General features: G+C 71.3%; 23 protein-coding genes and 1 tRNA gene. 9 read left to right on the plus strand and 15 right to left on the minus strand.

All coding sequences use genetic code 11. From position 1 onward, the window contains the following. From AB0K37_RS05725 to AB0K37_RS05745, 5 genes are all read right to left on the minus strand, one after another. Positions 1-1,378: S8 family serine peptidase (locus tag AB0K37_RS05725; protein ID WP_363975354.1), on the minus strand; the 1,378-nt coding region annotated here is incomplete at its 3' end. A gap of 190 nt (positions 1,379-1,568) precedes the next feature. Beyond that, a complete protein-coding gene (locus tag AB0K37_RS05730) occupies positions 1,569-3,233 on the minus strand; it encodes a cation acetate symporter (protein WP_363975357.1) in 1,665 nt (554 codons plus the stop codon). Continuing rightward, complete coding sequence (locus AB0K37_RS05735) at positions 3,230-3,469, minus strand: DUF485 domain-containing protein (RefSeq protein WP_363975360.1); 240 nt, start codon at positions 3,467-3,469, stop codon at positions 3,230-3,232. Before AB0K37_RS05735 ends, AB0K37_RS05730 begins: the two co-directional genes overlap by 4 nt. Positions 3,470-3,695: 226 nt before the next feature. Then, the gene (locus AB0K37_RS05740) at positions 3,696-3,980 is read right to left on the minus strand and encodes a GlsB/YeaQ/YmgE family stress response membrane protein (RefSeq protein ID WP_363975363.1); all 285 of its coding nucleotides are present in this window, start codon (positions 3,978-3,980) and stop codon (positions 3,696-3,698) included. Between the two features lie 31 nt (positions 3,981-4,011). Further along, positions 4,012-4,659 (minus strand): TetR/AcrR family transcriptional regulator, encoded by a 648-nt coding sequence (locus AB0K37_RS05745; protein WP_363975366.1) that lies wholly within the window; start codon positions 4,657-4,659, stop codon positions 4,012-4,014. Between the two features lie 124 nt (positions 4,660-4,783). Here AB0K37_RS05745 and AB0K37_RS05750 point away from each other — a divergent pair, with 124 nt between their 5' ends. Then, positions 4,784-5,968, plus strand: a complete 1,185-nt coding sequence (locus AB0K37_RS05750) for an FAD-binding oxidoreductase (protein ID WP_363975369.1) — start codon at positions 4,784-4,786, stop codon at positions 5,966-5,968. A 4-nt stretch (positions 5,969-5,972) separates the two neighbouring features. On the opposite strand, the gene AB0K37_RS05755 is transcribed toward AB0K37_RS05750, so the two are convergent. Continuing rightward, positions 5,973-7,271 (minus strand): cytochrome P450, encoded by a 1,299-nt coding sequence (locus AB0K37_RS05755; RefSeq protein WP_363975372.1) that lies wholly within the window; start codon positions 7,269-7,271, stop codon positions 5,973-5,975. A 275-nt stretch (positions 7,272-7,546) separates the two neighbouring features. Between AB0K37_RS05755 and AB0K37_RS05760 the strand changes: the two genes are divergently transcribed. The 3 genes from AB0K37_RS05760 (at position 7,547) to AB0K37_RS05770 (ending at position 8,837) form a co-directional block, all read left to right on the plus strand. Beyond that, positions 7,547-7,984 (plus strand): peptidase inhibitor family I36 protein, encoded by a 438-nt coding sequence (locus tag AB0K37_RS05760; RefSeq protein WP_363975375.1) that lies wholly within the window; start codon positions 7,547-7,549, stop codon positions 7,982-7,984. A 119-nt stretch (positions 7,985-8,103) separates the two neighbouring features. Then, positions 8,104-8,235 carry a hypothetical protein gene (locus tag AB0K37_RS05765; RefSeq protein WP_363975377.1) on the plus strand — a complete coding sequence of 44 codons (132 nt, stop codon included), beginning with the start codon at positions 8,104-8,106 and terminating at the stop codon, positions 8,233-8,235. A gap of 248 nt (positions 8,236-8,483) precedes the next feature. Then, complete coding sequence (locus AB0K37_RS05770; RefSeq protein ID WP_363975380.1) at positions 8,484-8,837, plus strand: hypothetical protein; 354 nt, start codon at positions 8,484-8,486, stop codon at positions 8,835-8,837. Positions 8,838-8,923: 86 nt separating this feature from the next. Here AB0K37_RS05770 and AB0K37_RS05775 read toward each other — a convergent pair whose 3' ends face one another. The 3 genes from AB0K37_RS05775 to AB0K37_RS05785 form a co-directional block, all read right to left on the minus strand. After that, positions 8,924-9,472 (minus strand): heme-binding protein, encoded by a 549-nt coding sequence (locus AB0K37_RS05775; RefSeq protein ID WP_363975383.1) that lies wholly within the window; start codon positions 9,470-9,472, stop codon positions 8,924-8,926. Between the two features lie 221 nt (positions 9,473-9,693). Beyond that, positions 9,694-10,497: a phosphatidate cytidylyltransferase gene (locus AB0K37_RS05780; RefSeq protein WP_363975386.1), complete on the minus strand. Its 804-nt coding sequence runs from the start codon at positions 10,495-10,497 to the stop codon at positions 9,694-9,696. Next, positions 10,494-12,194, minus strand: a complete 1,701-nt coding sequence (locus tag AB0K37_RS05785) for an aminotransferase class I/II-fold pyridoxal phosphate-dependent enzyme (protein ID WP_363975389.1) — start codon at positions 12,192-12,194, stop codon at positions 10,494-10,496. Before AB0K37_RS05785 ends, AB0K37_RS05780 begins: the two co-directional genes overlap by 4 nt. Positions 12,195-12,451: 257 nt before the next feature. Here AB0K37_RS05785 and AB0K37_RS05790 point away from each other — a divergent pair, with 257 nt between their 5' ends. Continuing rightward, positions 12,452-13,144 carry a hypothetical protein gene (locus AB0K37_RS05790; RefSeq protein ID WP_363975392.1) on the plus strand — a complete coding sequence of 231 codons (693 nt, stop codon included), beginning with the start codon at positions 12,452-12,454 and terminating at the stop codon, positions 13,142-13,144. Positions 13,145-13,233: 89 nt separating this feature from the next. Here the strand turns inward: AB0K37_RS05790 and AB0K37_RS05795 are convergent, their stop codons facing one another. Further along, positions 13,234-13,917, minus strand: a complete 684-nt coding sequence (locus AB0K37_RS05795) for a hypothetical protein (protein ID WP_363975395.1) — start codon at positions 13,915-13,917, stop codon at positions 13,234-13,236. Between the two features lie 217 nt (positions 13,918-14,134). Continuing rightward, entirely contained in the window at positions 14,135-14,800 is a 666-nt protein-coding gene (locus tag AB0K37_RS05800) for a metallophosphatase domain-containing protein (protein WP_363975398.1), read from the minus strand. A gap of 98 nt (positions 14,801-14,898) precedes the next feature. On the opposite strand from AB0K37_RS05800, the gene AB0K37_RS05805 reads away from it, so the two are divergent. Then, on the plus strand, positions 14,899-16,650 hold the full coding sequence (locus AB0K37_RS05805) for a hypothetical protein (RefSeq protein WP_363975401.1): 1,752 nt from the start codon (positions 14,899-14,901) through the stop codon (positions 16,648-16,650). A 137-nt stretch (positions 16,651-16,787) separates the two neighbouring features. On the opposite strand, the gene AB0K37_RS05810 is transcribed toward AB0K37_RS05805, so the two are convergent. Continuing rightward, positions 16,788-17,459 (minus strand): hypothetical protein, encoded by a 672-nt coding sequence (locus AB0K37_RS05810; RefSeq protein WP_363975404.1) that lies wholly within the window; start codon positions 17,457-17,459, stop codon positions 16,788-16,790. 414 nt (positions 17,460-17,873) lie between these two features. On the opposite strand from AB0K37_RS05810, the gene AB0K37_RS05815 reads away from it, so the two are divergent. Beyond that, entirely contained in the window at positions 17,874-18,344 is a 471-nt protein-coding gene (locus AB0K37_RS05815; RefSeq protein WP_363975407.1) for a site-specific integrase, read from the plus strand. Between the two features lie 78 nt (positions 18,345-18,422). Here AB0K37_RS05815 and AB0K37_RS05820 read toward each other — a convergent pair. Further along, positions 18,423-18,495 (minus strand) — tRNA-Thr (locus tag AB0K37_RS05820). Positions 18,496-18,673: 178 nt separating this feature from the next. On the opposite strand from AB0K37_RS05820, the gene AB0K37_RS05825 reads away from it, so the two are divergent. Then, the gene (locus AB0K37_RS05825; RefSeq protein ID WP_363975409.1) at positions 18,674-19,021 is read left to right on the plus strand and encodes a YciI family protein; all 348 of its coding nucleotides are present in this window, start codon (positions 18,674-18,676) and stop codon (positions 19,019-19,021) included. Further along, positions 19,018-20,190, plus strand: a complete 1,173-nt coding sequence (locus AB0K37_RS05830; RefSeq protein ID WP_363975412.1) for a sigma-70 family RNA polymerase sigma factor — start codon at positions 19,018-19,020, stop codon at positions 20,188-20,190. The genes AB0K37_RS05825 and AB0K37_RS05830 overlap by 4 nt, the downstream gene beginning before the upstream one ends. Here the strand turns inward: AB0K37_RS05830 and AB0K37_RS05835 are convergent. Beyond that, the gene (locus AB0K37_RS05835) at positions 20,159-21,064 is read right to left on the minus strand and encodes an EamA family transporter (RefSeq protein ID WP_363975415.1); all 906 of its coding nucleotides are present in this window, start codon (positions 21,062-21,064) and stop codon (positions 20,159-20,161) included. The two genes, AB0K37_RS05830 and AB0K37_RS05835, sit on opposite strands and share 32 nt — an antisense overlap. A gap of 40 nt (positions 21,065-21,104) precedes the next feature. Continuing rightward, positions 21,105-22,019, minus strand: a complete 915-nt coding sequence (gene rlmB / locus AB0K37_RS05840; RefSeq protein ID WP_363975418.1) for a 23S rRNA (guanosine(2251)-2'-O)-methyltransferase RlmB — start codon at positions 22,017-22,019, stop codon at positions 21,105-21,107. Positions 22,020-22,073 lie beyond the last annotated feature (54 nt).

Genomic DNA, 22,073 nt, shown 5'->3' on the forward strand with positions numbered 1-22,073 from the left:
GCACGCTCCCGCGCGGCGACGTGCCGGCCGGTCCCGCCGGCCGACGGCTCGCACCGGGCGCCATCTCGTGGTGGCGCCCGGTGCGGCGGCATCCGAGCACGAGCCCGAGCACGACCAGCAGCCCTCCGCCGCCGAGGACGAGCGGGAACAGCACGCCGGAGTCGCGGTCGTCCTGCTGCGCGGCCGGCCGCGGCGTCGCGGCCGGGGGCGGCGGCGTCTCCACCGGCCCGCTGGAGGTCTTGTTGATCTGGTTGGCGGCGACGAGGGTGCGGACCGCGTCGACCGTCCCGCGGCATTCGGGCGACCCGGTGGGGTGGGCGGCGCGGGCCGGCGAGCCCTGGATGAGCGCCCGCCGGACCTCCTCGGGGCTCAGCCTCGGGTAGCGGGAGCGGACGAGCGCGGCGACCCCGGCGACGATCGCGGACGAGGCGCTGGTCCCCGTCCCGACGACGTAGCCGTTGCTGGCGTCCGCGCTGACGATCTCGACGCCCGGCGCGCAGACCGCGGCGCCCGAGCGCCGGTTGCTGTCCTTCCAGAGGCGCAGGCGGCGGTCGAGCGCGCCGACGGCGATCACGCCCGGGTAGGCGGCGGGGAAGTTCTTGCGGTTCGCTCCGGAGCCGTCGTTGCCGGCGGAGGCGATGAGCACGACGCCCTTGGAGAGCGCGTACCGGATCGCCCTCTCCTGCGAGGGCGTGCCGTTGTAGGACTGGCGGCCGCCGCCGAGCGACATGTTGATGATCCCCGCGCCGTGGTCGACGGCGTACCGGATGCCCTGGGCCACCGCGTCGCGGTCGCCGCCGCCGTCCGGCTGCTGCCCGTTGTCGCGGCGCAGCGGGTCGTCGTTCTCCAGCGTGACGCGGACGGACAGGACGTTGCTGAGCGGCGCGACGCCCATCATGCCCTGCGACAGCTCGGGGCCGTGGCCGTGACCCGCGATGATGCTGGCCATGGACGTCCCGTGCAGGCCCCAGTAGCGGCTGCCCGGACGGCGTACGCCGCCGGTCAGGTCGGGGCCGGTGACGACGCGGCCGGTGAGGTCGGGGTGGCGCCGGTCGACGCCGGTGTCGAGGACGGCGACCGTGACGCCGCGCCCCCTGGAGTACCGCCACGCCTTCTGGGCGCGCAGGACGTCGAGGTGCCACTCGCGGGAGCGGATCTGGTCGGTCGGCGCGTTCAGCAGCGGCCCGGCCACGGCACCGGCCGACGCGCCGCGCACGGCCCGGTCCTTCGCGGGGGAGTCGGAGACGATCGCCGCGGGCACGGCCACGGCGGCGCCGAGCGTGAGCGCGGTGAGCGCCGCGGTCGTCCTGGCGCCGAGCCGGAGCAACGGCACGGCCGGTCGGGGGTGCGCCGGACGGCGCCGACCGGCTTCGGACACGCCGCCCCTCCCTCTGGCTGACCGCCGCGCTCCACGGCGGGTGACATTCTGCCACGCGAACCGCCCCTGGCCCGGGCACTCGGCACATTAGGGCACGGGCCCGGACAGCGCGGATCTTCCCGGACCAGCCTTCCGTACTCACGGGTAATCAAACCGGGCACGGCATGCTAACCCGAGCGCGCCGTCCGGGTCACTGTGATCCCGCACCCGTCAGTGCCCTCACCGTCAGGTCGTCGTAGCGCTCCCGGTCGGCCTTCTCCCGTCCGGCGAAGGTGCCGGCGACCGCGCACGCGAACCCGATCGGGATCGACACGAGGCCCGGGTTCTCCAGCGGGAACAGGTGGAAGTCGACGCCCGCGGGGAACAGCGACAGGCTCTCCCCCGTCACCGGATCGACCTTGCCGGAGACGACGGGGGAGAAGATGACCAGCACCAGCGACCCGACCAGGCCGCCGTAGATGCCCGCGACGACCCCGGCGGAGTTGAACCGGCGCCAGAACAGCGACAGCACGATCGCCGGGACGTTCGCCGAGGCGGCCATCGCGAACGCCAGCGCCACCAGGAACGCCACGTTCAGGTCGCGGGCGACCACCGCCAGGACGATCGCCAGCGAGCCGACGAGGAACGAGGCGAACCGCGCGACCGCGACCTCCTGCGACTCGCGCGGGCGGCCGAGCATCAGCACCTGGCCGAAGTAGTCGTGCGCCAGCGACGCCGACGACGCCAGCACCAGCCCGGACACGACCGCGAGGATCGTCGCGAACGCCACCGCCCCGATGAACGCCAGCAGGACGTCCCCGCCGGCCCGCCCGCCGACGTGCTGCCCGACGGCCTGCGCGAGCTGCGGCACCGCGGTGTTGCCCGACGGGTCCTGCGCCACGATCGCGGACCGCCCCACCAGGGCAGCGGCGCCGAAGCCGAGCGCGAGCGTCATCAGGTAGAACACGCCGACGAGGCCGATCGCCCAGGACACCGACGTGCGCGCGGCCCGCCCGTCCGGGACGGCGAAGAACCGCGAGACGACGTGCGGCAGGCCCGCCGTGCCGAGCACGAGGGCGAGCGCGAGGCTGATGAAGTCGAGCTTGTTGACGACGGTCCGGTAGGCGTCGCCCGGGACGTCCTGCCCGTACTGGAGCCCGGGGCGCAGGAACGCCTCGCCCTTCCCGCTCGCGTCGGCGGCCGACCCGAGCATCGCGCCGGCGTCGAACCCGAACCTGCCGAGCACCAGCGCCGTCAGCACCACCGCCCCGGCCATCAGCAGCCCGGTCTTGATGATCTGCACCCAGGTCGTGGCCTTCATGCCGCCGAACGCCACGTAGAGGATCATCAGCGCGCCGACCGCCACGATCGTGACGGTCTTGGCGGTGCCCGAGCCCATCCCGAGGAACGGCTCGCCGCGGTGGATGCCGAGCAGCAGCGACACCAGCGCCCCGGCCCCGACCATCTGCGCGAGCAGGTAGAACACCGAGACGGTCACGGTGGACACGGCCGCGGCCCGCCGCACCGGCGCCTGCCGCCGCACCCGGCGCACCAGCACGTCCCCCATCGTGAACCGGCCCGTGTTGCGGACCAGCTCGACCAGCAGCAGCGCGAGCAGCCACGCCACGAGGAACCCGATCGAGTACAGGAACCCGTCGTACCCGTTCAGCGCGATGATCCCGGCGATGCCGAGGAACGAGGCCGCCGACATGTAGTCGCCGGCGAGCGCGATCCCGTTCTGCGGGCCGGTGAACGTCCGCCCGCCCGCGTAGAAGTCGTCGGCGCCGCGCGTGGTCGCCCGCGCCCGCACCGTGATGGCCAGCGTGATCAGGATGAACGCCAGGAACAGCCCGAACGTCAGCGCGCGCCCCGTCACCGCAGCTCCCCGGCCAGGGGGTCCAGCCGCCTGCGCGCGTACGCCAGGTAACCCCAGGTCAGCGCGAACGTCGAGACGAACTGCAGCAGCCCCAGCAGCAGCGCGACGTTGACGTTCCCGGCGACCGTCCGCGCCATGAACCCGCGCGCGAACGCGGCCAGCCCGACGAACACGAGATACCACCCGAGGAACCCGGCCGCGACCACGACCGCCGCCCGCCGGAACCGCCGCCGCAACAGCAGGAACCTCTCATATCCCGCAACTGGCGCAAGTCCCCCCGCCATCGGTCTCCCCCTGCCCCTTCGTTACTCTCCGCGTCCTTTCGGTCGCCCTATGAGAGCAAAGATTCGCCGACCGCAAGCGCCGTTTGACGAGATCCGCATGACGGCGGCCGGAGACGGCCAAACGGCCGCCGCACCGGACCGGCGGCCGCGGCCGCGCAGGTGAGGAGGGGAACGGCGGTCAGCGTTCGTAGCGGCGATGGCCGCGCCTGGCCCGGAGACCGGCGACGATCGCGACGCCGAGAACCGCCAGGCCGATCTGGAAGACCAGTTCGATCCAGTCGATCCCGTTGGTGGTGGCGACGCCGACCGACTGCGCGATGGCCGTGCCGATGATCGCGGCGACGATGCCGACGAGCACGGTCAGGATGACGCCGATGGGCTGGCGGCCGGGCAGCAGCAGCCGGCCGAGCGCCCCGATGATCGCGCCGATCACGATCGCGCTGATGATGCCTGTGATGTTCATGTCCTGGCCTGTGCCCGTTCAGGCCCGAACGTCACCTTTTCGGGCCGTCCCCCATGGACCGGAGGTCGTCGAAGGTCAGCGCCGGGCCGCCGAGCTCCCCGGGGCGTCCGGCGCGCAGGCCGTCGATGAGCAGGTCGAGGTGCCGGTGCGCCAGTTCCTCGCCCGTCTCCCGCGGCAGCGGGCCGGGCAGCGGGCGCGACAACCGCACGAGCAGCATGCCGACATCGCCGTGGGTGACGTCCGGACGCAGGTCGCCGTCCTTCTGGGCGGCGGCGACGAGTTCCTTCATGACGGCGACGCCCTCGTCGCGGGTGGCGGCGATCTCCGCGTCGTCGAACGGGATCTGGTCCAGCAGGACGGGGAAGACGGCGCCGATGCGGATGTCCAGCACGCGGTGCATGTAGCGGACGAGGGCGTCGAAGGCGGTCTCCTCCTCGTCCCGCGCGCGCCTGACCTCGTCCCGGGTGCGCTCCAGGGCGTCCAGGGCGACGGCCCTCGTCAGCGCCTGCCGGTCCGGGAAGCGCCGGTAGAGGGTGGCGATGCCGGTGCCCGCGCGCCGCGAGATCTCCTCCAGCGGAGCGCCCGGTCCCTGCTCGACGAACACCTCACGGGCGGCGGCGAGGATCCGGTCGCGGTTGTCCCGCGCGTCGGCCCGCAGCGGCCGCTGCTTCGCACCCATGAACCCAGCGTAGTGGAGGCCCGACCTCCGAATCTACGTTATTCCGCCGCTAACCGGAGACATAACCTCCGGCCAGTGCTACCGTGCGAATAAGTGGAGAGAAAGCCTCCGGAAGGAAGAGATCATGGATGCCGCCACCCGGACTCCCGCCCGGACCCGCCCCGCCGAGCCGCTGACCGTCGACGCCACCGGTCCCGCGGACGTCCGCGCCGCGGTCCTCGCATCCCGCGAGCGCGGGCTGCCGCTGACCGTCCAGGCCACCGGGCACGGCACGGTCGTCCCGCCGGACGAGGGGCTGCTGCTGAGGACGTCCCGCATGTCCCGCGTCCTCGTCGACCCGTCCCGCCGCGTCGCCCGCGCCGAGGCCGGCGCCCGCTGGAGCCATGTGATCGCCGCCGCCGCGCCCCTCGGCCTGTCGCCGCTGTCGGGCTCGCACGCCTCCGTCGGCGTCACCGGCTACACCCTCGGCGGCGGCGTCGGCTGGCTGTCCCGCCGGTTCGGCTTCGCCGCCGACCACCTGCTGCGCGCCGAGCTCGTCACCGCCGACGGCCGGCACCTCACCGCCGACGCCGACCGCCACCCCGACCTCTTCTGGGCACTGCGCGGCGGCAGCGGCAACTTCGGCGTCGTGACGTCACTGGAGTTCCGGCTCCACCCCGTCTCGACGGTCTACGCGGGGGTCGCGCTGTTCCCGGCCGAACGGACCGCCGAGGTCCTCACCCAGTTCCGGGACGACGCTCCCACGCGCCCCGACGCGCTTTCCATCTCGGTGGCGCTGGCCAACCACGCGGACTACGGCCGGGTCGTCGTCCTCCGCGCCGTCTATGCGGGAACCGCCGAAGACGGCGCGCGCGCGTTGCGTTCCCTACTGAAGGTCGCGGGTCCGCCGCTGCATGACAGCTTCCGGACGATGCCCTACGCCGAGACCGAGTCACTGGGCGGCACCCCGCCACTGCACTTCCACCTGTACGCCGACCTACCCGACGCCCTCATCTCTGCGATCGCCCACAGTGACGCCTCGGGGATCGAGGTGCGGCACTGGGGCGGCGCCATGGCGTGTCCCGCCCCCGGCGCCGGCCCGGTCGGCCACCGGGAGGTCCCGTTCTCCCTCACGATCGAGGGCTCGGCCACGGACGCCGCTCCGCTCGCCGCCTTCGCGACCGGTGGCTCGTTCCTGAACTTCCTGCACGACACGTCCAGGACGGCCACCGCCTACACCCCGGAGAACTTCCGGCGGCTGCGCGAGGTCAAGCGCGCCTACGACCCGCAGAACGTGTTCCACCGCAACCACAACATCCGGCCCGCCTGAGCGGCTACCTCCGCACGACCCGCATCGGAAGGGCCCCGGCAGGACGGAACGTGATCTCCGCCCGGACGGGCACGGCCACGCCCGGTACCAGGTCGAGCCGGTGCGTCCGGGCGATGGTGGCGAGCACCAGGGTCGCCTCCAGCATCGCGAAACCGGCGCCCACGCAGATGCGGCGCCCTCCGCCGAACGGCAGATACGCATACCGGGGGTGTGTCTGCTCCCCCATGAACCGCTCCGGTTGGAAGCCCTCCGGATTCGGCCAGACCTCGGCGTTCCGATGGATCAGGTACGGCGGCACAGCGATCGTCGAACCTGCCGGCACCCGCACTCCGGCGACGTCGTCGTCTTCCAGAGCGTCACGCTCGATGGTCCAGGCAGGTGGACAGAGCCGCATCGCCTCGGACAGAACGGCCTTCGTCCAGGGCATCCGGTCGACGTCCTCAGCCGTCGGCTTCCTGCCGCCCAGAACCTCGTCTACTTCGTCCTCCAGGCGGTCCCTGGCCGCCGGGTACTTCGACAGGAGCATGAACGTCCAGGCGAGCGAAGCCGCCGTGGTCTCGTGCCCGGCCAACAACAGGGTGAGAACCTCGTCACGCAGCTCTGCCTCGCCGAACTGACCGCTCCCCTTGAGGAGATTCAACAGTTCGCCACCGGACGAGCCCTTCACGACCCGCTGGACCATGCCGTCGAGGTGCTCCATCGCACCCCCGAGCCCCGGCACCCGCTGATACACGCCGCGCTTCGCGGTCGCCCCGGGCAAGAAGGTGCCGACAACGGCCGCTCTTTGGAGCGCCTCAAGCGCCCGCCCCGTCTTCTCGGCTTCCCCTTCAAGCTCGCTGCCGAACAAGGCCCGTCCCACGATGCCCAACGTGAGGCGTCGCAGTTCCCCCGCCGCGTCTAGCGCGACCCCGTCGGGCCACCGTTCGACGGCTTTCGCGGCCGTATCGACCATCTGCGGTGCGAACCCGACGACATGACGCTGCGCGAACACCGGCTGCACCATCCGCCGATGCCGCCGCCACGTCCCGCCTTCACTGGTCAGGAGACCGTCCCCGAGAACGGCCCGGAGCGGCCGATACGTGAACGCCTTCACGTAGTTGTCCTGGTTGGCGACGAGGACCCGTTCGGCATGCTCGGGACGCGACAGAAGGAAGAACGCCCGGTTCCGTCCGAACGGCACCCGCACGGCGTCTCCGTAGCGTCTGGCCAAGGCCCCGTAGGTGTCAAGCGGGTTCCGGGCCATCCGGCCCCACCACCGAACAGCCTCGACCGCCCCCGGCCCCTGCGCACCCCGTTCGTCCATGCCTCAACCGTAGGAACCGTCCCAACCCCCGACAACCCACCACGAGCGCACGGCCGGCAGGCCACCAGGGCGGCGGCCCCGCCCTGGACAGAGCCATGCAGGCCGCCCTCCCGGACGCCCTGTGCGGCACCTGACCCGCTCTATCTCACTTTCAGTAGTCGATTGACCACATAAGGCCATCATCACGAGCTGACGTATCGTCACTCTCCGTGTAAGTCTTGTCGCGTGGCGTCACTCAAGCCGCAAACCACACCAGACGAACGGAGAGCCCCCCGATGGCCAATTGGAAAGCGCGCCTCCTCGTGACCACGACCGCCCTGGCCGCCTGCGCCACCGTGACCGGCCCCGCGGTCTCGACCGCCGCCCAGGCCGCCACGGTCACGACGCGCACCGCCCAGGCGGACCTGCCCCCAGGCGTCGTCAAGCTCAACGACGCAGAGGGCTGCCCCCCGGTCACCCTCTGCCTCTACCGGGACTACAACCGGCAAGGCCCGGCCTACGGCATCGGCGCCGGCTACAGGGTCGACCTCAAGGACCTGCCCATGGGCGACGACACCGCCGCCAACAACGTGTCCTCATGGGTCAACAACGCCCACGGCCTCGCCGTACTGATCGACGAGGCCAACGGCAAGGCCCGCCCCCTGTACCCCGGCCAGCCCCTGGAGGAGCCGCCGTCCGACAACGACACCGTCGACCTGGTCGACTGGGCCTGACGCCCTAGAGGCCGCACTCCTCCATTCCACTTCCCTTGCGCGCCGCCACGAGAACGACACGGTAGGAACCGGCCGTCCGCACTAGGCGCGGACGGTGACGCAAAGCAAGGGAGGACGATTTGGCCACACAAGTGCGCAAGCGCAGGAACAGGAAGTGGTGGGTGCTGGAAGTCGGCACCAACAAGGAGATCTCCGGGCCTTACGACACCAAGGAAGAGGCCGAGGAGGCGAGGGACGCTGCGAAAAGCTGACCTGCCTTTCTAACTGAACCACCGGCTCCCCGCGCTCTGCGCGGGGAGCCGGCTTGCTTCCCGCCATGCACCGCTCCGGCCCCCCGCCTCCGCGACCAGCGACTACAGATCGGTCCCCACCGGACGCTTGCGCAGTGGGCGCCGCTCAGGACGGTCAGTACCGCAGGCGTGCTCAGTACGAACGTATTCCGACAAACCCAATTATTCACAGCCGTGCTCAGCGCGGCCCTTAACAAAGGAAACCGATCGTGGACATCATCGCCATGCTCAAGCGCAACCGCATCGTCCTCGGCGTCGCGGCCTTCGTCAGCTTCATCGTCTTCGTCTCGGGCGATGGGGCCCACTTCATCTTCACCGCTCTGGGGGCCGCCCTGGTCCTCGGCGGCTACACGATCGTCCAGCGGCTGGCGAAGAACCCCGCCGAGGGAAAGAAGTACCTGGTGACCGGTGCCATCGTCCTCACGGCGATCGTCACCACCGCCATCAACAGCGACATCAGCGTCGACGCCGTGGGCCACACCGTCACCGGCATCGGCGGCACCGGCCTCATGCTGGTGATGTTCCTGCTCTTCAAGCACTTCTGGGCCGACGGCTCGAAGTGAAACCCCACCGGGGCTCGCGCCGAGCCCTGGTCCGACCTAAAAACGGCCCCCGCGGGGCCGTTTTTTGGTTCCCCGGGCTTCCCCGGTCAGCGACCGATGGCCGCGAGGACGTCGTTGGCGATGGCTTCGTCGATCCTGCCGTCGGGTGCGCCACCGACGCCGATGCCGGCGATGGGGAAGCCCCTGTACTTGACGGGGACGCCGCCGGGCAGCACCAGAGTGCCGGGGATCTGCTTGATCGTTTCGTTTCCGGTCAGGGCGCTCGTAGGCTGGCCGAACGCCACGGCGGTGTAGGCCTTGCGCTTGGCGGACTCGTACGTCTGCGGGCCCGCCTTACGGGTGCGGACCACGAGCCGGATGGTGCCGGCCCGTTCCATGATGACCATCGTCACGTGCTGGTTCCCGTGCCGCCGCGCCGAGTGCACCAGGGCCCTGGACGCCCGGACGAGCGCACTGTCGGACAGGACCCTTTCCGGTGCCGTGGCCTTGCCGTGCCCCCCGTGCCCGCCGTGCCCGCCGTAGGCGGTGACGGCGGCGGCCGGCGCCGCGGCCGACGCCGTCCCCGTACCTCCGAAGGTCCCGGCCGCGACCGCGCCCAGCGCGATGGCGCCGCCAACGAGATGCCTGATCGCCATGTCTCCCCCGATTCTTCAACTTGCCGCTACATAGAGTGATCGTCCAGGTATGGACGGTAATCGGGAGGCAGTCCGGGAACAACCCGCTGTGCGCAGAGCGCCGAGCAACACTCGGAAAACGAATCGCCATGGGTCCCCCAAGCGGGGCGCGAGCGGAGTTCCCTCAACCACGCTGACCTGCTGGTGACGCTCGCTGCACGACCGCACGGCCCGGCCGGTCGTCAGCTGAGCGCCAGGGCGAACACGAGGGCGAGAAGGAGAGAGTCGAGCCTGTCGAGGAGGCCGCCGGCCCCCGCGAGCCACGAGGCGGAGTCCTTGGCCTCGACCCCCCGCTTGACCATCGACTCCAGCAGATCCCCCAGCGGGGCGCCGACCGCCACCGCGACGGCCCAGGCGGGCGTGAACGCACCGAGCGCGGCCAGCGTCCCCAGTCCCGCGGCGGTCCCCGCGAGCAGGCCGCTCCAGTGCTTGGACGGCGACAGCCGGGAAAGGGGCGGCCCGCCCATCGACCGGCCGGCGAAGGAGGCGGTGATGTCGGCGATCGACACCGCGGCGAACAACGCCAGGACCTCCGGTCCGAGCAGGACCACTCCGGCCAGCGGCGCGAACCAGATCACTCCCAGCACCCCGAAGCACAGCCTGGAGAGGCCGCCGGCCGCGTCCCCGGCCAGCACCGGCACCAGGGCGACGGCCGCGAGGGTGAGGACGAGGACCTGGGGCAGATGCGCGGGCGCCGCCCAGGCCGTCACGGGCGCCACGGGCACGGCGACGGCGAGCACCGCGCGGTCCGGCCGTGGAAGATCGGTCAGGCCGCCGTATTCGAGGGCGCAGGCCACTCCCGCCGCAGCGGCGAGGACGGCCGCACCGCCGGGGCCCACGTCCAGCGCCACGACCACGACGGGCACGCCCACCGCCCAGGCGCACCACCGGAGCATGTACTCCCGCCGTTTGGACATCACGACCGCGATGCCGCCGACGAGCAGCGCACCGGCGAGGTAAGGGAGCGGATCCGCGATCCCGGTCACGCCATGCCGAGCGGGACGCGCAGGGCCTCGGCGACGGTGACCGCCACGCGGGCGTTCGCCGCGGCGTCGCGTACCGCGATCCGCACCGTCCTGCCCTCGAACGCCGGCGACATCGGCGACAGGTCCCGCAGGAACACGCCCCGCCGCCTGCACCGGTCGACGAGCCGGGACGCGGTGAGCCCGCCCCTGGGCAGCGTGAGCAGGACGAAGTTCGCCACCGACTCGCTGACGCGCAGGTTCTCGCCGGCGTCGGCGAGCGCGGCGGCGAGCTCGGCGCGCAGCACCGCCGTCTGGGCCCACCGCGAGGCGTAGTACTCCGGATCGCGCAGCGCGTTCACCGCGGCTATCTGGGCGGGCAGGCTCACCGCCCACGGCGGGGTCCAGCGGCGCAGCTCCGCCGCGATCGGCGGAGGCGCGGTGAGATAAGCCGCCCGCAGGCCCGACAGGGCGTACATCTTCGACAGCGATGTGCAGACGACGGCATTGCCGGCCTCAGCCGCGTAAGGCTCCAGCGTCTGCCCCGCGCCGACGTAACCGGCGTACGTCTCGTCGATCCAGAACCGGGTCCCGACCGGCGCGTCCTCCATCACCTTCCGCAGCCGGGCCGCGTCGGCATGGACCCCGGTCGGGTTGTTGGGATTGACGATGACCACGAGGTCATAGCGGTTCCGCAGGGCGCGGGCGAGACGTTCCGGGTCTATCCGCCAGCCCTCCGCGCGGTGCAACGGGAACCGGTCGGCACGGCAGCCGATCACCCGCTCGACGACATGCGCGTACTCACCGTAGGAGGGGTCGATCAGCAGGACCCGGCTGGAGGCGTCCAGCCAGCCGCGGAACGCACGGAAGATCAGGTCGGAGGAGCCCGCCCCGACGGCGAGGGCGCTCTCGGGCAGGCCCCGCCGACGCGCGATCTCCTCGACGAGACCGTCCGCCCGCACCGGCGGAGACGTGCGCGCGATCCAGTCCAGTCCGCGGGTCAGGGCGGCGACCGCGGCGGGCGCCGGCGGGAACCATGCGTCGAGCACGTCGGCGGGGACCACGTCACCGCTCGCGTCCAGGGTCTCGAACCCCCGTCCCAGCGCTTCGACGGACGCACCGCCGTGCGCGCACATCTCGTCCCCGGGCAGGAACGAGACCTCCAGGCCCCACCGCACCGTCCGTCCCAGATCGCGCAGCAGCGGCTCGTTACGTCGCAGGGTCCGGTCGGTGAGCTCGGCGACGTCGCCGGTGAGCAGCTGGAACTCGACGGCCCCGGAGCGCACCGCCGCCCCGGTGGACGAGAGCCCGAGCTCCAGGTACATCGGCAGCAGCTCGACCCGGCCCAGGGCCACGATGCCCCGGCCCCCGTGCCCCGCCACCCAGCGGAGCGCCGCGTACATCAGCAGCCTGCCGATCATCCCGCCCCGCAGGCTCGGATCCACGGCCAGGATCCGGATCTCGAACAGGCCGTCCCCGCACAGCGCCGGATGCTCGTCCCTCCGCAGGTGGCGGTCGATCGAGAAGCGGCCCGCCCACGGAGGCGTCACACTGATGAACCCGGCCGGCCGGCCGTGGCGGACCGCCACGATGTAGACGTTGCTCCCGTCGAGATCGTCGGTGAGCAGGCCGGCGTCGTTGGGGGCGTGCTGGCCGAGTTCCCGCGCGTAGACGTCGTGCCGGAGACGCCCGATCCACTCAAGGTCCGCTTCGGACGACATCCGAAGTTCCAGTTCGTCGACGACCGGCGCGGCGAATGAACCGGCGGCGGACGTTCCCGAAAGTTGCTGATCCGTAGTCATAGTCCTCACCTCGGGCGCCACTTTGCCGAGGTCCTCGCGCCGGCGCCTGGGTACCCGTACTCAGCCGCCCGGGGCCTTGTACTCAACAGCGCCGAAACCGGTGGTCCTGCTCGCGGTGCCATCGAGCCGGCGCGTCTGATTACATCGGGACTCCCGGACGCGCCAGGAGGAGACCTGTGACCGAGCACGCCACCGACAGCCAGGTCTGGGACCCCTACGGCACGCTTCGCCGGGTCCTGTGGGTCGGAGGCGGGCAGTGGGCCGGCAAATCCACCGTGACCCGGCTGCTGGCCGACCGCTACGGGCTGACCTGCTACAACTACGACTACCACGACGCCCGCGGCCACAACGACCGCCGGATCGCCCGCCGGATCAAGCTCGGCCAGCCACCCGCCGACCCCGACCCCGACGCCACCTGGGTGAACACCACCCCCCAGGACATGGCCGCCGAAACGCTCGCCGGCTTCCCGGTCCGCTTCGATTGGGCCCTGGACGACCTGCGCGCCCTCGTCTCGGGACGCCCCATCATCGCCGAAGGCTGGGGGCTTCGTCCCGAGCTGGTCGCGCCGATCTTCGACTCGCCCCGGCAGATGGTCGTCATGGTGCCCACCGAAGCGTTCCGTGACCGGCAACTGCGCGAACTCACCCGGGCCGCCGCCATCGGACACCGCGTCAGCGACCCCGTGCGGGCCCAACGCAACCGCCTCGAACGAGACCGGCTCGTCGCCGACGACGCCGTCCGCTCCGCCCGGCGCCTTGGCATCCGCGTGATCGAAGTGGACGGGACCCGCGACGCCGACGCCGTTGCCGACATCGTCGCCGACCACTTCCAGCCCTATCTCCCGCCCGCGGAGACCCGCATCCCCTGACCGGCTCGGTAGAGAGATGTGGCCCCTCCCGAGCATTCGGGAAGGGCCACACTCCTGAGGAGCGACCCCGTCAAAAGGTCGCCCGTGTCTCAGCCGACCGCCCAGACGAGCAGACCGTCGGCGACGTAGAGGTCCGGGGACCCGTCGGCGCACTTGTGGGCCTTCAGGCCGTGGTCCGAGAAGTCGGCCCACAGCTCCGTGTCCCCGCCGAGGCGCCGGAGGAAGGACTCGTCCTCACGCGCCTTGATCAGCGCGTTCCGCACGATCTCCTTCTTGGTGCTCCCCGTGACGCCCATGAGCAGAAGAGGTTCGATCTCCTGGTTGAGCCGAGGGCGCCTGATCGGCTCGACCGCCGCGACGTTCACCCACGAGGTCTCGTAGCGGGCGCCGTCGACGTCCTCGTTCTCGTACATCACGCAGTAGAACATCTCCAGCTGCGCGTCTTCGCCGATGCAGGCACGCGCCTTGTTCAGCGCCGTCTGCTCGATCTCCATCTTGTTGTCCCCCGTGAGGCCGCTGAACGTGAGAACGGTGACCGTCTCCTCGTCCTCGTTCACCTCGCTGAGGATGGTGGGTCCGACCTCCACGACGTCCACGACCGGCATGCCCTGGTCGGGCGCGACCTCAAGGGAGGCCTCCGGAGCGAAGCACGGACGCGCCCTCTTGAGCGCTGCCGCCTCCTTCTCCGCCCGGTCGGCTCCGGCGGGGTGCCAGAAACCGAGAGCTGCCAACGTCACCTGGATCTCGGCGATCGCCATATCTTCGTCCTTCACGTGAGGCTTTTTGATTGCTCCGGGAACGCGTTCCCCTCAGGCTGAACCGTACGGCATCGCGGGTGTCAGTCAAGCTCGTCACGGACGCGGGCCGACCGTGGCATCAGAAGGGTGCACACGCCGAACAAAGAGTGGCCATGTGCCGGGCAGGAAAAAGCCTCCGCGGTCGCACTTCCGTACTGTTCTCATGGCCGGATAGAACGGGCCCGGTCTTCCTTCAGCGGGTTTGCGCGGGCGGCACGATCTCGCCCACGACGCCCGAGGCGTCCAGGCGGACGACGGTGGGGCCGCGCTCGCATTCCCACGTGGTGACGTTGGCGAAAGTCGTCTCCCCGTGGCGCCAGAGCCCGCCATCCTGGTGGATGTGGCCGAACAGGTGCAGCTTGGGGCGAACCTGCCGCACCCGGGCCAGCAGGTCCTCACAACCGTGGCGTCCGGGGTAGGCGTTCGCGTCACCGATTCCGAGCGGAGGCCCGTGAGTGACCAGGACGTCGACGCCGTCAGGAATCAGGGCCCATTTCTCCGCGAGGGAACGGCCCCGGGGAAGATTGAACGCCCACTGGTTGAACTCCGGCTGCCAGGGGCTGCCCCAAAAGGTGACGCCGTTCATCTCCGTTCCGCTGTCCTCCAGATAGCGGATTCCACGATCGGCGAGAACGGCACGAGCCCGTGCGGGCTCGTCCATGAACATCCAGTCGTGGTTGCCCGCCACGACCACCTTCGCCCGATGCGGAAGGGCTTGCATCCAGTCCGCGGCGTCCTCGAGTTCTCTCAGGTCCTTGCCGCGCCGGCACAGGTCACCGGCGTGAACGAAGACATCTCCGTCGGGGACGGCGAGCTCGCGATGATAGGTGTGCGTATCGGCGACCGCCACAATCCGCATGAGGCGAGCGTACTGAGCCACCCCACCGCACTTGAAGACCGAAGGCGTGGCCGCCTGCCCGTAGGGCCTGAACAGGTCTCCACGGCTAGAGTGCGCGCGTGGGCTCAGTGATCGGGTTCGATTGGCAGGCGGTGGTCTACCGGGACTTCGACGTCGACCTGGACGAACCCGGCGAGCGCAGTGGCGCGGCACTGGAGGCGCTGCTGGCCGACCTGAACGTGGAGGTCGAATCCCCGTTCATCCTCGGCGACTGGGCCGACAGGCTGGGCGCCTCCGCGAACGCGGGGCCGGCCGCGCTGCTGGAGCGACTCACCCACCCGAACGTGCAGATCCGCCGGATCCTGGCCGTCGTGCTCACCTACCTGGACATGCCCGACGACGCGGTTCCCAGCATCCGCGCCAGGAGCGCGAACGACCCGGACGCCCCGACCAGGCTCGCGCTGCTGCTGGCCCTCGGCCGATACCCCCCGGCCCACGACTACCTGCGCCGCCGGCTGGATCGCGAGCCGTCCGACGCGCTGGGCGCCGCGCTCGGCCTGCTGCTCCACAGCCCCGAGACGGTGGACGACACGGTCCTCGACGCGCTCGCCCACTGTGACGGCGAGGCCGGATCGGCCCTGGCCGAACTGGCCTGGGGCGACCCCGAATGGGTCGGCCTCCCGACGGGCGGCTCCGTCGACGCCGTCGGCAGCTGGCTTCACCCCACGCCCGACCTGCACTCACGCTGGCTGGCCCGGATGCTGGCGCGGTTGAGGGACGGCCCGCCGAACCCAGCGGCCACCCACCTCCTGGTCGACACCGCGGACCGCCTGTTCCCGCGGTTTCCCGAACACGCCCCCGCCGTCGCGTCCCTGCTCCGGCACCCGGACCCCGCCGTACGGCGAGCGGCCGTGGCCACGAACCATCTGCCGTCCCATCCCGCATACGCCGATGCCCTCGCGGCCTGCCTGAACGACTCCGAGTTGTCGGAGAAGGCCCTCATCGCACTGACCCTGCGCAGCGACCCTCGATGCGTGCCCCCGCTCCAGCGGCTGATCGCCCAGGGCCCACTGGACCTCCAATTGCAGCACCGGTTCCGTGCGGCATCGGCGCTCGCGGAGCATCTCTGGCCGCAGGTCCGAGCGCGGCTCGCCAGATCCCCCTCCGCCTTCGAGGCCAGGGCCCTGCTGTCGTGGATCAGGGAATGGCCCGAGGGAGAACAGGCCGTCCCCGAGGTCACCGCCATCCTGGAAGGGCTGATCCCGCGGCTCGACGTCCCCGTCCCCGACAGCGGTGAGCTTGAGACCGCCGCCGCGTGCTGCATGTTCCTGCGCAGATGGGGCCTGGCCGACGAACAGGCACTGACCGTCCTCCGGCGGGTCGCGTCGGGCCCGGACCCAGAGACCGGCCTCGCCGCCATCCGCGCCCTCATGGGCCTCGGCGAACCGGCTGACGAAGAGGTCGTCGCCCTGCTGCTGAACATCCTGGAGCGCCACCACCAGTTCGGCCGCAAGGCTGGACGCCACGGATGGCGCTTCGACACCAACGCCTGCGACTGGCTCGGCGAACTCGGCCCCCGGGCCCGCGCGGCCGTCCCCGCCCTGCGCGCCGTCCGCGACGACCCCACCGAACCCGCCCGCGCAGCCGCGGCCTTCGCCCTCTGGCACACCACCCGCGACGCCGGCGAGGCACTCCCCGTACTGATCGAACAGATCCCCGCCGACCCGGTACGTACGCTGTACGACCTCAGCCTGATGGGCGACGCGGCCCGCCCCGCCCTCCCGATCCTCCGCGACTACGCCGAAGGCGAGGGCGACGTGGCAAAACACGCCCGCCAAGCCCTCAGACGCATCGCTCCCGAGGCACGATGACACCGGCGACTTCACCCGGTGCGCCCGGGCGTTGGATTCTCGATAGCGGAAACAGCAAGGGCCCGGCGCTGCCGGGCCCTGCTTGTTCGGGAGGTGCCAGCGCGCTGGAACCCCCGGGTGTGTAGGTGGCGGATGGATCACCCCCTGCGGAAGGTCACCTTCCCGCCTTCTTCGCGTATGTCCAGGGCGTCCTCTTTCCACTGACCGGAGACCTCGACATCACCGCCCCCAGTGCTGATCAGGAGCTCGGTGGGGTTGTCCGCCCGAACACTGGCATTCCCGCCATGCGTGTAGAGGTGGACCTTGCCGGCGGCCCTGCCCACGTCGATCGGGCCGGACCTGGTGTTCAGGGCACCGAAGGTGAGTTCTTCGATCGTGATGCCCTTTCGACCGTCCAGGTGCACCCAGTTCGAAGGGCCGGTGACGGTGATGGTGCCTCTGCTGGTCGCGTCCATCTGGCTGACGCTGAGCGGTAGGCGAACGTTGATGATCTTGATCCGCGACAGGCCACGCCGATGACGGCCCTCAACGGTGTCGGCGTAGGCGTCAGGGAACAGGAAGGCGCGGTCGGGCACCCTCGTGAGTCCGCGTCCGCGGTAGTCGAGGACGACCTCGATCTCTTCTCGGTCTTCCACGACGACGACCACGTCAGCGGCTCCGCCGTTGATGACGACGGCCCTGTGGGTGTGGAGCATGGTGATACGACGCTGCATGTCGAATCTCCTAAGTGAGGTGGAGCGGTCTTCGATCACGCCTCGTCGCCCGAAAGACCAGGCCGGATGCAGGCTCGTGACGATCTGCCTGATCACGTTCGACCATCACAGACGCACCAGCCTGTCCGGAGGGTGCCCGCGCGAACGGCGCGCGCCCCGTGACCGACAGATTCGCGCGGAGTGCCCTCCGGGTCTGGGACCCACGGGGTTCCCCAGGAGCGCCCCCTCAGCCGATCTTTCGGCAATCTCCCCCGCGGCCTCCAACGGTGCTCGACCAGAGTCACGCCCTGGTGCTCGTCGTCGAACGGGCTAGAGGCTCCGGCGTCGCCCCCTCAGGGCGCGCCTTTACGGTGAAAGGTCAGGGCAGGGCCGGCGGGCGTGGCGCGGCGCGCGGTCCGGTGACCGGCGCCCACCCCGCACGCTCCGGGCGGCCTGGCGCGGGGCCGCGCAGCGGCATGAGCGCCGCCGCCCCTTGGCTGGGAAGCCGGGACGCTGCGGCTCACGCACGCGGTGAAGCGAATCAAGGATCGCGACAAGAACAGCGGCCGCAAGACGCGCATCGTGCTCAGCGAGTTGAAGACGGCCAAGTCACGGCGGACTCTCGTGCTCACCCCAGAGATCATGAGCAAGCTCCGTGCACTGCACGCCGACCAGGCGAAGGCACGGCTCGCGCTCGGTGAAGCCTGGCAGGATCACGGGCTGATCTTCCCGTCCGAGGTGGGCACGCCTACCGACCCGGACAACTTCTCGCACACGTTCTCCAAGCTGGCCCAGCGCGCGGGACTCGGTCACTGGCATCCGCATGAACTGCGGCACTCGGGGGCCTCGTTGATGCTGGCGCAAGGCACGCCGCTGCATGTGGTCTCGGAGATCCTCGGGCACGCGGGCATCGCCATCACGAAGGACACCTACGGTCACCTGATCGTGGACGACAAGCGCGCGGCGGCCGAAGCCATGAGCGGCGCACTGTTCGGCGGCTGATTCCCGTGGCTCCCACGGTGGCTCCCACGGTGCTGCAAAAGCCCCCTTCCAGCGCTGGGAAGGGGGCTTTGAGCTGGGAGCCGGCGAGGGGACTTGAACCCCTAACCTTCTGTTTACAAGACAGATGCTCTGCCAATTGAGCTACGCCGGCGGGCTCGTCCCGCATCGTAGTCGACTTGGGGGCTCGGGGGGATCCGGGGAGGTTTTCTGGGGTGGGTGTCGATCTGCGGGGGGACTCGTTCGTGTAGGGGGCGGGGCGCCGGGCGCGCAGGGGCGGGCATCGCGGGGAAGGACTAGCAGGGGTGGCTGGTGGTCGTGGAGGAGGAGAGATGAAGTCCTACGTGCTCAACATCATCCAGCCGGTCGGGGAGGTGCCGCCGCCGGAGGTTTTGGAGCCGATCATGGCGCGGCTCGCCGAGGTTCGGCGGGATCTGGAGCGGCAGGAGTGCTGGGTGTTCGGGCGGGGGCTGGAGCAGCCGGAGGAGAGCACCGTCGTGTGCATGCGGGGGGACGAGGTGATCGCGACGGACGGGCCGTGGACGGAGGGCAAGGAGCACGTCGGGGGCCTCGCCATCGTCAGGGTGGAGAACCTGGACGCGGCGCTGAAGGTGGCGGCCAGGTTCACGCACGTGACCGGGTTGCCGATCGAGGTGCGGCCGTTCCTCGGCGAGGGGTGATCGAGCGGGTCTTCCGGGAGGAGCACGGGCGTGCGGTGGCCGTGCTGGTCCGGGTGTTCGGCGATGTGGACGTCGCCGAGGAGGCGGTCCAGGAGGCGTTCGCCGAGGCGGTGCGCCGGTGGCCGGAGGACGGGGTTCCGCCGAGTCCCGCGGGGTGGATCATCACGACGGCGCGGAACAAGGCGATCGACCGGTTGCGGCGGGAGGCCGCGCGGGCCGGGAAGTACGCGCAGGCCGTGCTGCTCGACGCGGCGGAGCCGGTCGAGGCGCCGGTGGTGGAGGACGATCGGCTGCGGCTCATCTTCACGTGCTGCCATCCGGCGCTGAGGATGGAGGCGCGGGTTGCCCTGACGCTCCGGCTGCTGGGCGGGCTGTCGACGGCGGAGATCGCGCGGGCCTTTCTGGTGCCGGAGAAGACGATGGCGCAGCGGCTGGTGCGGGCGAAGGCGAAGATCCGGGACGCCGGGATCCCGTACCGGGTGCCGGAGGAGGGGGAGCTGCCCGGACGGCTCTCCGGCGTGCTGGCGGTCGTCTACCTGGTGTTCAACCAGGGGTACGGCGGTCGGGAGGAGCTGGCGGCGGAGGCGGTTCGGCTCGGGCGGGTGCTGCGGGAGCTGATGCCGGACGAGCCCGAGGTGCTGGGGCTGCTGGCGCTGATGCTGCTCATCGAGTCCCGCAGGGGCGCCCGGCGGCGGGACGGGGAGCTGGTGCTGCTGGCCGAGCAGGATCGCGGGCTGTGGGACCGGGGGCTCGTCGAGGAGGGGCAGGCGCTGGTGCGGCGGTGCCTCCGGATCGGGCGGCCCGGGCCGTACCAGATCCAGGCGGCGATCAACGCGGTGCACGGGGACGCGGCGAAGGCCGAGGACACTCGGTGGGATCAGGTTCTGCAGTTGTACGACCAGTTGATGGTCGTGGCGCCGAGTCCCGTGGTGGCGCTCAACCGGGCTGTGGCGGTCGGTGAGGTGCAGGGGGCCGAGGCCGCGTTGGAGTTGGTCGAGCGGCTGGAGTTGGGCCGGTACTACCTGTTCCACGCGGTGCGTGCTGATCTGCTGCGGCGGCTGGGACGGGACGGGGAGGCGGCCGAGGCCTACGGCGAGGCCTTGAGGCGTACGGAGGACGAGGCCGAGCGGGCGTTTCTCAGGAGGCGGCGGGCCGCGGTCTCCGGTTGAAGGTCTGGCCGGCGACGAGGGCGCCGAGGGCGACGGTGAAGCCGACGACCTGCCACGGGGTGAGGGTCTGGCCGAGGATCAGCAGGCCCGCCAGGGTGGCGACCATCGGGTTGGTGAGGCCGAGGAGCGAGACGGACGTCGGGGGCAGGCGGTCGATGCCGCGGAACCACAGCGCGTAGGCGATCGCGGTGCCGACGATGCCGAGGTAGGTGAAGCCCAGGAGGTTCTCGCCGGTCAGCGAGGACGGGGCGCCTTCGAGCGCCAGGGTGAGCGGCAGGAGGACGAGGCCGCCGACGGTGAGCTGCCAGCCGGTCATGACCAGGGGCGACTCGGGGCGTCCCCACTTCTTGGCCAGGACGATCGCGGTGGCCATGAGGGACGTCGCGGTGAGCATGGCGCCGATGCCGAGGGGGTCGAGCCGGGCGTCGGCGCCGAGGGTCAGCAGCGCGACGCCGCCGGTGCCGGCGAGGGCCGAGTAGAGGACGGCGCGGGCCGGGCGGATCCGCAGGACGCCGATCGACAGCAGCGCCACGACCAGGGGCTGGACGGAGCCGATCGTCGCGGCGACGCCGCCGGGGAGGCGGTAGGCGGCGAAGAAGATCAGCGGGAAGAACGCGCCGAAGTTCAGCAGGCCGAGGACGATCGACTTCCACCACCAGTCGCCGCGCGGCAGGCGGCGGGTGGCGGCGAGCAGCACCAGTCCGGCGGGCAGGGCGCGCATCGTGGCGGCGAGCAGGGGGCGGCCGTCGGGCAGCAGCGTGGTGGTGACCACGTAGGTGGTGCCCCAGCTCGCGGGAGCGAGGGCGGCGAGGGCGAGGTCGGAGGCGTAGCGGGTCCGCAGGACCGGGGCCGGGAGGGCTGTCGTCTGGTTCACCTCAACGTCAATTATCTGAACGTTGAGATTATTTCCGATCTCAGGCGCGGAGGCGGCTGATCTCGTACAGCGCGATGCCCGCGGCGACTCCGGCGTTGAGCGACTCGGCCCGGCCCGGCATCGGGATCGTGACGAGCATGTCGCAGGTGTCGGCGACGAGCCGTCCGAGGCCCTTGCCCTCGGAGCCCACGACCAGCACGAACGGACCGGACGCGAGTTCCAGGTCGGCGACGGTCACGCCGCCGGCGGCGTCCAGCCCGGCGACGAAGCAGCCGGCCTTCTGGTAGGCCTTGAGCTGGCGGGAGAGGTTCGTGGCCTGCGCGACCGGGATGTTCGCGAGGGTCCCCGCGGACGACTTCCAGGCGCCGGCGGTGACGCCCGCCGCGCGCCGCTCGGGGACGACCACGCCGGTCGCGCCGAACGCGGACGCGGAGCGGACGATCGCGCCGAGGTTGCGGGGGTCGGTGATGCCGTCCACCGCGACGATCAGCGGGGCCGTGCCCTTGAGCAGGTCGTCCGGGTGCGCGTAGCGGTAGGGCTTGACCTGCAGCGCGATGCCCTGGTGGACGGCGCCGTCGGTCAGCCGGTCGAGCTCGTTCTTGCCCGTCTCCAGCAGCGGGATGCGGCGGTCGGCGGCGATCTGGATCGCCTCGCGCACCCGCTCGTCGGTGCCGGACGTGACGTACAGGGCCGTGCCGGGGACGCCCGCGCGCAGCGCCTCGACGACCGGGTTGCGGCCCGTGACCAGCTCGGGGACCTCGCCGGTCGCGCGCCGCGCGCCCGCGGGACGTCCCGCCGGGCGGTTCTCCGAGGGGGCCTGGGCGCGGCCGCCCGGCCCCAGCGTCGGCGTGCCGGTGCGCTTGGAGCTCTTGACGGCGCGGGCCTTCTGGCGCTTGCCGTGCCAGTGCCGGTCCTCGGCCTTGGGGGTGGGTCCCTTGCCCTTGCGCTTGGCCATTGTCGGTTACGCCCCTCGCGACGATTGCGTGCTCGCCCCTGCCGGGCGGCTCAA

It is taken from the genome of Actinomadura sp. NPDC049753, assembly GCF_040674655.1.
Classification (GTDB): domain Bacteria; phylum Actinomycetota; class Actinomycetes; order Streptosporangiales; family Streptosporangiaceae; genus Spirillospora; species Spirillospora verrucosospora.

Excerpts from the sequence above, each read along its gene's own strand:
- AB0K37_RS05740 (WP_363975363.1), bottom strand. The coding sequence starts at position 3,980 with ATGAACATCACAGGCATCATCAGCGCGATCGTGATCGGCGCGATCATC.
- AB0K37_RS05745 (WP_363975366.1), bottom strand. The coding sequence starts at position 4,659 with ATGGGTGCGAAGCAGCGGCCGCTGCGGGCCGACGCGCGGGACAACCGC.
- AB0K37_RS05750 (WP_363975369.1), top strand. The coding sequence starts at position 4,784 with ATGGATGCCGCCACCCGGACTCCCGCCCGGACCCGCCCCGCCGAGCCG.
- AB0K37_RS05755 (WP_363975372.1), bottom strand. The coding sequence starts at position 7,271 with ATGGACGAACGGGGTGCGCAGGGGCCGGGGGCGGTCGAGGCTGTTCGG.
- AB0K37_RS05760 (WP_363975375.1), top strand. The coding sequence starts at position 7,547 with ATGGCCAATTGGAAAGCGCGCCTCCTCGTGACCACGACCGCCCTGGCC.
- AB0K37_RS05775 (WP_363975383.1), bottom strand. The coding sequence starts at position 9,472 with ATGGCGATCAGGCATCTCGTTGGCGGCGCCATCGCGCTGGGCGCGGTC.
- AB0K37_RS05785 (WP_363975389.1), bottom strand. The coding sequence starts at position 12,194 with ATGTCGTCCGAAGCGGACCTTGAGTGGATCGGGCGTCTCCGGCACGAC.
- AB0K37_RS05800 (WP_363975398.1), bottom strand. The coding sequence starts at position 14,800 with ATGCGGATTGTGGCGGTCGCCGATACGCACACCTATCATCGCGAGCTC.
- AB0K37_RS05825 (WP_363975409.1), top strand. The coding sequence starts at position 18,674 with ATGAAGTCCTACGTGCTCAACATCATCCAGCCGGTCGGGGAGGTGCCG.
- rlmB (WP_363975418.1), bottom strand. The coding sequence starts at position 22,019 with ATGGCCAAGCGCAAGGGCAAGGGACCCACCCCCAAGGCCGAGGACCGG.